Here is a 12,041-nt window from a genome sequence, read left to right as displayed (position 1 = left end):
GTGCAAAACGCGCGGCGTATTTTCCTGTATGCGCAGTGCAAGGTAGGGGCTTCGGTCATGGCAGATCCGGCTCGAACGGCGAACCAGGGAATGGGCGGCTGTTGCTGAGCTTTTTTTATATAAATAAAATGTCTTCTAGGCTAATATCGCCTTTTTCCTATGCTTAAGGGTATACACATAATGTTTATAACTTACTCAGCCCGACCGAATTCAGTAACACCAGCGGCCAGTCGCCAAGAGATAATTTCAGAGTTGGCATCTTTGATGAAAAATATATCAAACAGACCTGGTCAACTGCGGGAAAATCACAAGATTCCTCTGCTTTCTGATATAATTGTAAAAATTTGACCCCAAGCTTTTATCTAATGAGACCTTATGGTTTACAGCTGTAAACGAACTCAAAAATGACTTGAAACCGTTTTCATTACCTGAGAATAATTATAACACCCTAAATAAAGAAATAGCTAAGCATGTAATAAACAGTAATAAACATGAGTTTGTATTTGATATCGCATCAGCTCGGATAAAGAACGGTGAATCCTGCGAGGTCGTTGCCAGGACACACGGAATATATTTTAATTCCAAGACTTATAAAAACTTGAGAAGATAGCGGTGGAAGGACCGGCAGGCGAGCGCGTAAGAAAAGGGACTCCTGCAAGGTCGTTGCCTGGACACACGGAATATCTTTTAATTCCAAGACTTATGGAGAACTTGAGCAGATAGCCCTGAACGGACTGGCGAGCGAGCGAGTAAGCAATGGTGAACCCTGCGAGGTCATATGCCGGGAACATGGCATGTCTAGAAATGGAAATGCCTATCGCATGCTCCGGATGATAGAACTGACTGGACCGGCAGGCTTGCGCGTATTAAAGGGTGAGTCCTGCGAGGCCGTAGCCGGGGAACATGGGATATCAAATGATAGTACAGTTTATCATGAACTTGAGATGATAGCAGTGAAGGGACCGGCAGGGGAGCGCGTAAGCAACGGCGAATCATGCGAGGTCGTGGCCCGGGAACATGGAATATCAATTAAGAGTCAGGTCTTTCCTGAACTTGAGATGATTGCGCTGCATGGACCGGCAAGCGAGCGCGTAAGGAACGGGGAGTCCCACGAGGCCGTAGCCCGGGAACATGGAATATCAAATAATAGTACGGCCGTTAACCAGCTTCATGAGTTAGCGTTAAGAATAGCGTATGATAAGTCTATAAGCGGCGTTTTGAGGTTTGGCTGGCGAGTTAGAGAAAGTGTAAACTCACCTGAGGACGTAGCCATACATCGGAGAGAAATTTATCAATGGTTTGGTACGGGCCCTGTACATGATTCTGTGTAAATGCCGACCCGATCCTGTACACCATTCTGTGTAAATGGACCCTGTACACCATTCTGTGTAAATGCCTTTTCTCAGAAGTGACCGTCCAGGCGGTCACCGAACTCGATAATAAAGCGGCTCATTGTCATGCGCCAGTCCTTCAGCGGCATCGTCCATTTCTGCGATGCCGCCTGAATAGCCAGCCACACCACCTTTTTCACCGAGTCGTCTGTCGGGAATACTTTGCGCTTTTTGATGGCGTGGCGGATTACGCTGTTCAGCGACTCGATGGCGTTGGTCGTGTAGATCACCTTGCGGATGTCCGGTGGGTAGGCAAAGAACGTGGCAAGATTCGACCAGTTTACCTGCCAGCTGCGGCTTATCTGCGGATAGCGGCTATCCCAGGCACCGGCGAACGCTTCCAGCGCTTGCAGGCCAGCCTCTTCCGTAGGCGCCTGATAGATGGCCTTCAGGTCCCGGGTGACGGCTTTGTAGTCCTTCCAGGAAACGAACCGCAGGCTGTTGCGCACCATATGCACGATACACAATTGGATCCGCGCCTGCGGGTAGACCGCATTGATGGCGTCCGGGAAGCCTTTCAGACCATCAACGCAGGCGATGAGGATGTCGTTCAGTCCGCGGTTTTTCAATTCGGTAAGCACGTTCAGCCAGAACTTCGCGCCTTCATTTTCGGCCAGCCACATGCCCAGCAGCTCTTTCTGGCCCTCAATATTGATACCCAGCGCCAGGAATACCGCTTTGTTGACGACGCGACTGTCTTGCCGAACTTTGAGAACGATACAATCAAGATAAACAATGGGATAGACGGCATCCAGTGGCCGGTTTTGCCATTAGGCCACCTGCTCCATCACGGCATCGGTCACCTTCGATACCAGCGCCGGCGACACGTCGGCGTCATACAACTCTTTGAATGCGGAGGCGATCTCGCGAGTGGTCATCCCTTTGGCGTACAACGACAGGATCTGGTTATCCATGCCGGTGATCCGGGTCTGGTTTTTTTTCACCAGCAGCGGTTCAAAAGAGCCGTCACGATCGCGTGGCGTGCGCAGTTCCAGCGGCCCATCGCCGGTGGTTAGGGTCTTGGTTGAATAGCCGTTACGGGTATTCCCTCCCGGCTTGGGCTGGTTTTTCTCATACCCGAGGTGGTGGGTTATTTCAGCGTTTAGAGCCGCCTCGACACTGATTTTTTTCAGTAAGCGATCAAACTGGTTGAGATCGTCAGGAGTTTTGAGATTTTTGGCCAATTCGTTGGCCAGAGCCTGCAACTGTTTTTCGTCCATAAGTTAACCTGTTTTGGATGTTGGATAGAACATATCAAAATCAGGCAATTACACAAATTTTTGTACAGGCTCTTTGGTTACGCGTCAACTATCTTGGCCGTTCGGCGTCAATTATCTTGGCTTGTGAAGCGAGGCAGTTTTGATTCTCTTTATCCTGCTTTTTGGTGGTCGCTGTGCGTCGACGATAGCTCTCCCCATTAAGCTCGAAAATGGTTGAATGGTGCACCAACCGATCGACTGCCGCCAACGTCATAGCCACCTCCGGGAACACCTGATCCCAGCACGAGAACGGCTGGTTGGCAGTGATAGCTAAACTCTTTCGTTCATAAGGTGCCACGATCAATTCGAACAGCACGGAAGTCTCGGCCTGATCCCGGCGAACATAGCTCAGATCATCCAAAATCAGTAGATCGAAGCGGTCCAGTTTGGTGATTTGCGCTGGCAGGCGCATTTCCTTGCGGGCCATCCGCAAGCGTTGTACCAGATCGCTGGTACGCGTGAGGTGAACCCGGTAGCCCCGGTCAATCAGACCCTTACCAGGCTACGTTGTCCCCGACGCTTTGCACATTGAAATTACTCTCAACGCACAGCCGGGTAGGGAACTGCTGGTGAGAGAACAGGTTTCTTCACACTAATCACTACATACTGGCTGATACAATCACAGGAACAGCCTCGTGCCGCGCCACAGAATCGTTTACAGGGTTTAAATCATAAAAATTTTTCATAAGCAGCTTATTTTCAAGTAATGAAAAAATTCTGACCCAATCTTATGATGCTTTTCTTCCAAGGGATGGGAAAATACAAGTTTAAATTTTAATGCATCTTCAGGTAATAACTTTACATTATCTGGCAGTATAATTTTTCCAAAATAATCGATCAAAAATCGTCCCCAATAAATACAAATTTTCCACTTGTGTACCATTTTTCCAATTTAGTCTTTAAGGTATTTAAATAGTTTTCTCATCGCATAGGATATTTGCCCATGGGTCCAGTATATATTTCCGATCGTCCACCATTATTCGGCAAACAGTATGATTGAATTTTCCATCTGACTCGAAGACTGAAATTTCAGGATTCAATCCGTGTTTATGACATAATATGTAAGCTATTTCCGCCATTTCGCAACAGTTCCCAACTTCATGTTCAACGCAATAGGAAAGGATCGTTCGACACTTTCATGATGAACCTCACGCAATAATAATATTTTATTATTTGCTTGACAAAAATTATCATAGGTAAGGTTTATTTTTATTTTGTTACCCGTTTTAATCCTCCTTTGAATAAATAACGCGTTTTTTTAGCAAAAATTTAAGCATTTCTAATTTTTCATCAGATGCCGAATTTCTACTTAACCTTAAGCGCTTTGAGCCGACATACGCATTTACAGATAAGCCGATCTTGTCCGCAAAACTAGACTTAAGTATACCAATAGCAAAAGGTTTAATAAGTCCTCTTTGATGCCATAGCATTCGGAAATCTTGCCCATGGTATCGAAAACAATATTTACATACCCTGAGTCAGGACATCTAAAACGAATCTCATTATACTCTTTATCGAAAGATCCGATTCCGCCATCATATTTAAGGAATTTTTATCCGTAGTCAATAACCTAATATAACGAACGTTGACGACTTCTCTCAACGGCTCAGTTAAATTTTTTATATATCAGATCGCCAAGAAAATCATCTTCATTACGCGTGCTTTTACAAAATTCATTTGATGTGTTTTTATACCAGTTAACGTTTCTTTAAAAGCGCTACCAGTTTTTTGCATCATATTGAGTAAATTTATCATGAGTACTTTGATTGCCTGCATCAAATTTATTAAAATTGATAACACTTCAATCTCCTTGAGCTTGTTAATGATACAGCGTTTATCATGGAATTAAATGAACGGAAATGCGTCATGCTGTAATAGGAAGAAAAATTTTCTACAATTCAATTCCCATACCTTGCATGCAGCCCTACATTTTCTCTTATTTGGCGCGCCGCCTCAGGTTATGATTTCATCCCACGCGTTATGACCGCTATACATGGCCATAAAATGTCAAAAGTGACCGTTATTAAATATAAATACATTATCATTGACAAAAGTGGTCGATGATTTATATTTGACAGCCTTAGTCTGGCTTGAAGTAAAACTAAGATGTGATAAGTTTATTGACTCATATATTGACGATATTTTTTTCAATTGAATAAAAAATTCATAACTTACTATATTATTTTTACATTCAATGGTTTGCAACTATCAAGTTTAAAGCTAAGGCATCGCGAGGAAATGCTTTAACACTGTCTGGTAATGTGCCTTTAATATAGTCATTCTTAAAAAATTCTCCCTTTAAAATATGCTTTCCAGCGTTGTGCCATTTATTCATTTTGTCGCTTAATGCACCTAAAAATTTTTTCATCACATAAAATATTTCCCAAGGATCCAGCATATAAAATTGTCGTTTACCTTTATTCGAACCACGGCATGGTTGAAATTTCCATCGGACTCGAATGTTGCTAATTTAGGATTCAATTCATGCTTATGACACAAAGCATAGGTAACGTATGCCAGTTCACCGCAATTGCCATCTTCATGCTCAATGCAATACTTGAGTGATTTTTCGTAAGAGTCGGTCTTAAGCTCGCGCGCTTTATCGAGATACTTTTGCCCTTCAAAATGATTATCGTAGCTTTTGACCTTGGTAAGTTTGTTATACATTTTAAGAGATTTCTTTGAATATTCGGCGCGTTTTTTAACAAAATCTCAAGCAGTGCCATCTTTTATCAGAGGTTAAGATTTTTCCCGACGTTGCAAGGCCAGCGCCGACATTCGTTTTAACGACAGACCGATCTTGTTTGCAAAGCCAGACTTGAGTATGCCCGCATCGATAATTTTACTAAATCCTTCATTTTGCCATAGCATTCAGAAACCTTGCCTTGAGAGTCGAAAGTAATATTAACAACATTCCAATCCGAAAACCGGAAACGAATCTTATTATATTTTCATAGAAATAACCGCGGCACCCTCGAATTCAACGCTCTTATTAACCGTGGTTAATGACTTAATGAAACGTGCGTTCACAACCTTTTCTAAGGGCTCGGACAAATTTTTCTGTCACACATAGTGTCCGATGCGTTTGTTACATTAGTACATCTTCTCGATGAAAATGAGTGGAGCTTACCGAGGATGAAATTATCGAGGGAAGACGGCTCGAAATTAAAAGTCATGATGAATATTCCATATTAAAGAAAGAAGTATTCGAATGCATTTTAAATAACCTCTTTGGCGGTTTTATTTTCGCCTCAATTTGCGAACCAACCCTTATGACACAGTAGATAAAGTCTATGCTACAATTGAAAATTAATCTTGCATTTTAGACTTTCTTTAAGCGTTGCATTTATTATGCGTTGCTACTTATTTAGTTGAATGCGATCAAGGATTTCCTCCACTGCTTGGTTGAGGTTGCCTTATCTTTCAACATGACAAATCCCGAGTGGTGGTAAATGTGCCGCGAGCGTTTCCCGCTGCGGTTATCGCCGATGGGTTTAGCGGCTTATCACTCTTGCTCCTCCAAGGCGTTAGCGTGATTCTTGTAATAAGAGTCTCGGGGTAGCAGCGCAGCGGAGGTAATGCAGCGCTAACATTGCCGGTTGCCGGTAGAGCTTCTGTTTAAGGAGATGAAATCAAATAGTTGCCCGATTAAAAATCAAACTAATACCGACGATAGTGGCAAGGCTGATTTGGAGCAGCCTATTGGCCGTCATTGGCAATGGCTTTTACTCTCGAAATTTTATTGACCAGCTTATCTCCAAGAAACATGAAGAAGTCTTCGCTTACAATATTATGCTCTCCCTTAATCGGTTGAGATTTTACTAACTTTAATTTCAAAGCATCATCAGGAGATGCCAGTGCATTCTTCGGTATTACAAATTCCTCTCCCCATTAAAAGAGAAAGGTGTTCCATTAGTAATGCTTTTCCCAGCCAGATTCCATTTGATCATTTTATCTCTTAACATGGATAAAAATCATTTTCATGACATATATAATTAGCCCAGCTATCAACCATATAAAATTCATTGTTTACCTTCACTCGGCATACTTCATGCGCGAAACTTCCGTCTGATCTGAACAAAGCCAATCCTGGTTTCAACCCAAGCTTATGACACAACGCATAGGCGATACGTGCCATTACACCGCAGTTTCCAAATTCATGCGTAACGCAATATTCCAATGCTTTTGGGTAGATGTTTCGAACAGTTTCTGCGACTCTATTTCATAAAAAGCGTTTCTTGAATATGATACATATCGCGATTGGTTTTTATTTTATTAGAAGATTTTATACGGCTCCCTTTATACAAAAAACGCACGGTTTTCAACACGTTTTCAAGCACTTTTAATGTTTCATCCGCTGTCAGGGCTTTCCCCATCTCTCCATGGTCAATAGACGAAGCCTCGGAGATCGCATCTGATGGTATGCCCATCCTGCTGGCGAAATCAGCCTTAAGTATGCCTGTGGCAAAAATACTTAACAGTAAGTCACCCCCTGTTTTGTTATGGTATGGGGCGCCGGCGACAAGATCATCTGCGGTATTTTCAATATTTTTAAGGGTATTTGAAAAATGTAATCCTTTATTGCTCCCTAAGGTAAATTCAACAGTTTCTTTAGCACTGGCTGGTATGCCCCTATTTGCTGGGCCCGAAATATTATGCATTATTAAATTCCTTGTTTTGCGCAAGTCAGTATAAAATTGTGTCAATGCCGCGTATATACTTTAATCTGTATCATGCTACAGCATTGATAATGCAATCATATTTAATTTATTAAATCATATTTCATTTACTATAATTAAACTTTCAAATTTTGACTCTATTTTATGAGAAATATTCAACATATATTATTGGTTTGACCGAATTCCAGGGGGGCCCCTGGCGTTCTCGCTACTATCAGGGCCCTTACCGCATGGATACCGTTTTAGTCACGGCATGTCGCGAGATCGGGGAACGTCCAATGCCGGCCGATGAAAAGCGTACAAGCTTTTAGCGTTAAGTTAGGGTACTATACCCGACCGCAAAAGGAGTGTGAATGCTATGGCCGCAACAGGCTTTATGACACTCTTAAACGCTGGATTTCATTGCATGGCAATGGGTTAAGGTCTATTCAATCCCTTGTTTATTAACATTAGACGCCTGTGAAGGCGACAACCGAGGTTGCTCTATGAGCGAAAAGCTGCAAAAAGTCCTGGCCCGCGCCGGGCAGGGTTCCCGCCGGGAAATTGAATCCCTGATTGAACAAGGCCGCGTCAGCGTCGACGGTAAAATCGCCACGCTGGGGGATCGGGTTGAAGTCGTCGGTTCAATGAAAATCCGCGTTGACGGTCATGTGGTAAGCATTACCGCCACCGAGGAATCGGTATGCCGGGTGTTGGCCTACTACAAACCGGAAGGGGAACTCTGTACCCGCCGCGATCCCGACGGACGCCCGACGGTCTTTGATCGCCTGCCGAAAATTTCCGGTTCACGCTGGGTGGCGGTAGGGCGCCTGGATATCAACACCTCCGGCCTGTTATTGTTCACCACCGACGGCGAATTGGCCAACCGCCTGATGCACCCCCGGTGCGAGGTGGAACGTGAATACGCCGTGCGGGTGTTCGGTCAGGTGGACGATGAGAAAATTCGCCAATTGACCAAAGGCATTCAGCTGGAAGACGGCGCCGCCGCGTTCAAGTCACTGAGCTTCCAAGGCGGCGAAGGTCTGAACCAATGGTACAACGTCACCCTGAACGAAGGACGCAACCGCGAAGTGCGGCGGCTGTGGGAAGCGGTGGGTGTACAGGTCAGCCGCCTGATTCGTACCCGCTACGGCGATATTCCCCTGCCCAAGGGATTGCCCCGCGGCGGATGGACCGAACTCAGCCTGCTGGAAATCAACTACCTGCGTGAAATGGTGCAGTTGCCCGCCGAGACGGTCAGTAAAATGCCGGTGGAGCGTGAACGCCGCCGCATGAAAGCCAACCAGATCCGCCGGGCGGTTAAACGCCACAGCCAGGTAGCTCCCACCCGCCGCGGCGGCGGCCAAAGCAGCAAACGCAATTCCGGCGCATAAGGCGCAGAAATCCCTTTCTCTGAAGCTTAAACCGAACCTGTTAAAGGGAGACCGCGCCAATGTGGTCGAAGCGGGCGTGGTTTTCCCGCCCGCCCGAGCGCCACATGGCACGGTAGGCCCGCGTTCATCGGACGTGCAACAAGCATGTTAAAGGGATACCGCGCCATAAAGAGAGACCGTCCCTACCAATCAATACCCTGCTGCGCCTTGATCCCGGCATCAAAAGCGTGTTTAACCGGCCGCAGTTCGCTCACCGTATCCGCCAGATCCAACAGCTCCCGATGACAGGCGCGCCCGGTAATAATCACCGTCTGGTTTGGCGGCCGGCGCTGTAGCGCCTCAATCACCTCGGATAAATCGATATAATCGCAGGTCACCATATAGGTCAGTTTCTCCAACAACACCACATCCAGCGTTTCATCCGCCAGCATCCGCAAACCATGCTGCCAGACCTCCCGCGCGGCGGCGCGACCGGTTACCCGATTTTGCGTATTCCAGGTAAAGCCGGTGGCCATCACCTGAAACTCCACGCCGTGAGCTTCCAGCAGGTTGCGTTCACCGTTCGGCCATTGACCTTTGATAAACTGAATTACCCCAGCGCGCATACCGTGCCCGACGGCCCGGGTAACGGTGCCGAAGCCAGCGGTGGTCTTGCCCTTGCCGTTGCCGGTAAAAACGATCACGATTCCCCGCTCCTCTCGCGCCCCGGCGATACGGGCATCCACTTTCTCTTTTAATCGCTGTTGGCGCTGCTGGTGCCTTTCTTCGCTCATGGTGTCATCCTGTTTTCACGCCGGTCCCGGTTTACGGTCCGGCTGGGCATCAAAACTGATGCCGGTTTTGCGGTGACTATCGTCACCCATCAGATACAGATAAATCGGCATGATATCCGCCGGCGTTTTGAGTTTTTCGGCGTCTTCGTCGGGAAACGCATTTTTGCGCATGGCAGTCCGGGTGCCGCCGGGATTGATGCAGTTGACCCGGAGCCGGGCGGCGGGATATTCATCCGCCAGCACCTGCATCATGCCCTCGGTGGCGAATTTCGACACCGCGTAAACGCCCCAGTTGGCGCGGCCCTGCCGGCCGACGCTGGAACTGCTGAATACCAGCGATGGCCGGTAGGCTTTAAGCAGCAGCGGCAGCATGGCACGGGTCAATAAAAAGGTGGCGTTGACGTTCACTTCCATGACGTTACGCCAGCTGTCGGCGGATTGCCGCGCCATGGGCGCGATTTCTCCCAGCAAACCGGCGTTATTCAGCAGGCCGTCCAGCCGGGGGATTTCCCGCAGCAACGCTTCTCCCAACTGCCGAAACTCCTGCTCGCCGGCCTGTGATAAATCCAGCGTGATCACCCGGGCATCCGCGCCGCCTTCATCGGCGATCTGCTGCCGTACCGCCGCCAGCTTCGCCTCCGTTCTGCCCAGCAGCAGCAATGATGCGCCGTAACGGGCATAGGTCAGCGCCGCTTCACGTCCGATGCCGTCGCCGGCGCCGGTAACCATAATGATACGCTGCTGCAGTAAATTGTTTGCGGGCTGGTAATACACGTCGGACTCCTCTGCTTACTATTGCTTGCCGCGCTTATAGTTAGTTGCTTGGTGGGCAGGACGCTTGATTACCCGGGCGATGGCCGGAACGATCACTCTTTTATGCCTGAAACAGTGGGGGATTTCAATGTAAGCCCGGCCAATGCCGGCGAATGTCGCATCGCGATTTGCCCCAAAAGGGCGGGCCGACGGGAAAACAAGATTTATCACTATTATAGGGCGGAATATTCCGAATTTTCTGACGACGGGACCCCGGCTGTTAGCTAGAATAAGCCACAACGAAAAACATTTCAGCAAGGTGGCAAAATGGAATTTCTCTCTCTATACGGACTTTTTTTGGCGAAAGCCATTACCGTGGTGGCGGCTATAGGCGCCGTTATGCTGCTGGCGGTAGGGCTGCGCCAGCGGCAGCGCAGACGCAAGGGTGAGCTCCAGGTCACCGATTTGGGTAAGCATTACCGCGAAATGCAGCGCGAAATGCAGCTGGCCCGCATGGGAGAGGCGGAACAGCGCATTTGGCACAAACGTTACAAAAAAGAGGAAAAGCACGATGCCAAACTGGCGCGTAATCGCGCCAAGCGCGGCGAAAAAGCGCCGCTGAAATCCTGTCTGTATGTGCTGGATTTCAAGGGCAGCATGGATGCGGGGGAAGTGGCCTCGCTGCGGGAAGAAATTTCCGCGGTGCTGGCGGTTGCCAAACCGCAGGACGAAGTTCTGCTGCGGCTGGAAAGCCCAGGCGGGGTGGTGCATGGCTACGGGTTGGCCGCTTCGCAGTTGCAGCGCCTGCGCGACAAAGGCATTCGCCTCACCGTGGCGGTGGATAAAGTGGCCGCCAGCGGCGGCTATATGATGGCCTGCGTTGCCGACCGCATAATCGCCGCGCCGTTTTCCATTATCGGCTCCATTGGGGTGGTGGCGCAAATTCCTAATTTCAACCGCCTGTTAAAGCGCAACGATATAGATGTGGAACTGCATACCGCCGGTGCGTATAAACGAACCTTGACGCTGTTCGGCGAAAATTCCGAGCAGGGCCGTCAGAAATTCCAGCAAGATCTCAATGAAACACATCAATTATTTAAACAATTCGTGCATGAGATGCGTCCGTCGCTGGATATTGAAGCCGTGGCTACCGGCGAGCATTGGTACGGCAGCCAGGCAAGGGAGAAGGGGCTGGTGGACGGCATCGGCACCAGTGATGAACTGCTGATTGCCGAAATGGCTAATCACGAGGTCATCAACATCAAATACGCACGCCGGAAACGTTTGCTTTCGCGATTTACCGACAGTGCGGCCTTGAGTATCGAACAGCGGCTGCTGCATTGGTGGCAGAAAGGGGAAAAGCCCTTATTATGAATATAGGCGGGCCGGGAATACGGCCCGTTACCCACAACGCTCAATCCTGCAGATGATATTTCTCCGATAGCACCACGGCCAGATGTTTAAACATATTAAACACCGCTGTGGTTTTACGGGTGGGTATTCCGTCCTGATCGAAAAAAAATTCGCCGCGGAAAACCAGCACGCCGTCTTTTTGTTCTACTTCGGTCGCTTCCATACCGTGCATATATTCATCGTGTTCACGTATGATCCTATTCGCTTCAATCAACAGGTTTTGCGATCAATGGGGTGGTTTTGCGTACATAAATTTTGCTCCTTGGTTAATGCAGAGCCTATTGTAATACCCGGTTGTGTTTGGCTGCAAACAGACTAAGGTTTATTCCGTTGGCGCCTTTTTTCTTAATTGGTTTACAACAGCCGCTTTTTGTATCGCTAATAAGTTGCGCCAACTTTT

11 protein-coding genes and 1 pseudogene are annotated in these 12,041 nt (G+C 47.7%); 3 read left to right on the top strand and 9 right to left on the bottom strand.

Annotated elements, in window-relative coordinates; genetic code table 11:
• Positions 1 to 794: 794 nt before the first annotated feature.
• On the top strand, positions 795 to 1,331 hold the full coding sequence (locus GTU79_RS15460) for a hypothetical protein (RefSeq protein ID WP_214513113.1): 537 nt from the start codon (positions 795 to 797) through the stop codon (positions 1,329 to 1,331).
• Positions 1,332 to 1,402: 71 nt separating this feature from the next.
• On the opposite strand, the pseudogene GTU79_RS15455 reads toward GTU79_RS15460, so the two are convergent.
• From GTU79_RS15455 to GTU79_RS15430, 6 genes and pseudogenes are all read right to left on the bottom strand, one after another.
• A pseudogene (locus tag GTU79_RS15455) lies at positions 1,403 to 2,611 on the bottom strand (IS256 family transposase).
• A gap of 88 nt (positions 2,612 to 2,699) precedes the next feature.
• Entirely contained in the window at positions 2,700 to 3,077 is a 378-nt protein-coding gene (locus GTU79_RS15450) for an ATP-binding protein (RefSeq protein WP_275956896.1), read from the bottom strand.
• A gap of 1,199 nt (positions 3,078 to 4,276) precedes the next feature.
• Positions 4,277 to 4,450, bottom strand: a complete 174-nt coding sequence (locus GTU79_RS15445) for a hypothetical protein (RefSeq protein ID WP_214513112.1) — start codon at positions 4,448 to 4,450, stop codon at positions 4,277 to 4,279.
• A 391-nt stretch (positions 4,451 to 4,841) separates the two neighbouring features.
• Positions 4,842 to 5,048, bottom strand: a complete 207-nt coding sequence (locus GTU79_RS15440; RefSeq protein WP_214514200.1) for a hypothetical protein — start codon at positions 5,046 to 5,048, stop codon at positions 4,842 to 4,844.
• 341 nt (positions 5,049 to 5,389) lie between these two features.
• The gene (locus GTU79_RS31005; protein WP_275956894.1) at positions 5,390 to 5,521 is read right to left on the bottom strand and encodes a hypothetical protein; all 132 of its coding nucleotides are present in this window, start codon (positions 5,519 to 5,521) and stop codon (positions 5,390 to 5,392) included.
• A 1,346-nt stretch (positions 5,522 to 6,867) separates the two neighbouring features.
• A complete protein-coding gene (locus GTU79_RS15430; RefSeq protein WP_214513110.1) occupies positions 6,868 to 7,311 on the bottom strand; it encodes a hypothetical protein in 444 nt (147 codons plus the stop codon).
• A gap of 503 nt (positions 7,312 to 7,814) precedes the next feature.
• Between GTU79_RS15430 and rluB the strand changes: the two genes are divergently transcribed.
• Positions 7,815 to 8,702, top strand: coding sequence for a 23S rRNA pseudouridine(2605) synthase RluB (gene rluB / locus GTU79_RS15425; protein WP_203521291.1), 888 nt, complete (start codon positions 7,815 to 7,817; stop codon positions 8,700 to 8,702).
• Between the two features lie 182 nt (positions 8,703 to 8,884).
• Here rluB and cobO read toward each other — a convergent pair whose 3' ends face one another.
• On the bottom strand, positions 8,885 to 9,475 hold the full coding sequence (cobO, locus tag GTU79_RS15420; protein WP_214513109.1) for a cob(I)yrinic acid a,c-diamide adenosyltransferase: 591 nt from the start codon (positions 9,473 to 9,475) through the stop codon (positions 8,885 to 8,887).
• Between the two features lie 15 nt (positions 9,476 to 9,490).
• Positions 9,491 to 10,249: a YciK family oxidoreductase gene (locus GTU79_RS15415; RefSeq protein ID WP_203521293.1), complete on the bottom strand. Its 759-nt coding sequence runs from the start codon at positions 10,247 to 10,249 to the stop codon at positions 9,491 to 9,493.
• 306 nt (positions 10,250 to 10,555) lie between these two features.
• Between GTU79_RS15415 and sohB the strand changes: the two genes are divergently transcribed.
• Positions 10,556 to 11,602 carry a protease SohB gene (gene sohB / locus GTU79_RS15410; RefSeq protein WP_203521294.1) on the top strand — a complete coding sequence of 349 codons (1,047 nt, stop codon included), beginning with the start codon at positions 10,556 to 10,558 and terminating at the stop codon, positions 11,600 to 11,602.
• 40 nt (positions 11,603 to 11,642) lie between these two features.
• Here the strand turns inward: sohB and GTU79_RS15405 are convergent, their stop codons facing one another.
• The gene (locus GTU79_RS15405) at positions 11,643 to 11,858 is read right to left on the bottom strand and encodes a DUF2498 family protein (protein ID WP_214514153.1); all 216 of its coding nucleotides are present in this window, start codon (positions 11,856 to 11,858) and stop codon (positions 11,643 to 11,645) included.
• Positions 11,859 to 12,041: the final 183 nt, after the last annotated feature.

It is taken from the genome of Sodalis ligni, assembly GCF_016865525.2.
Classification (GTDB): Bacteria; Pseudomonadota; Gammaproteobacteria; order Enterobacterales; family Enterobacteriaceae; genus Acerihabitans; species Acerihabitans ligni.
Note: the sequence above shows the minus strand (reverse complement) of the source record. Positions and strands in the feature narration are given on the sequence as shown.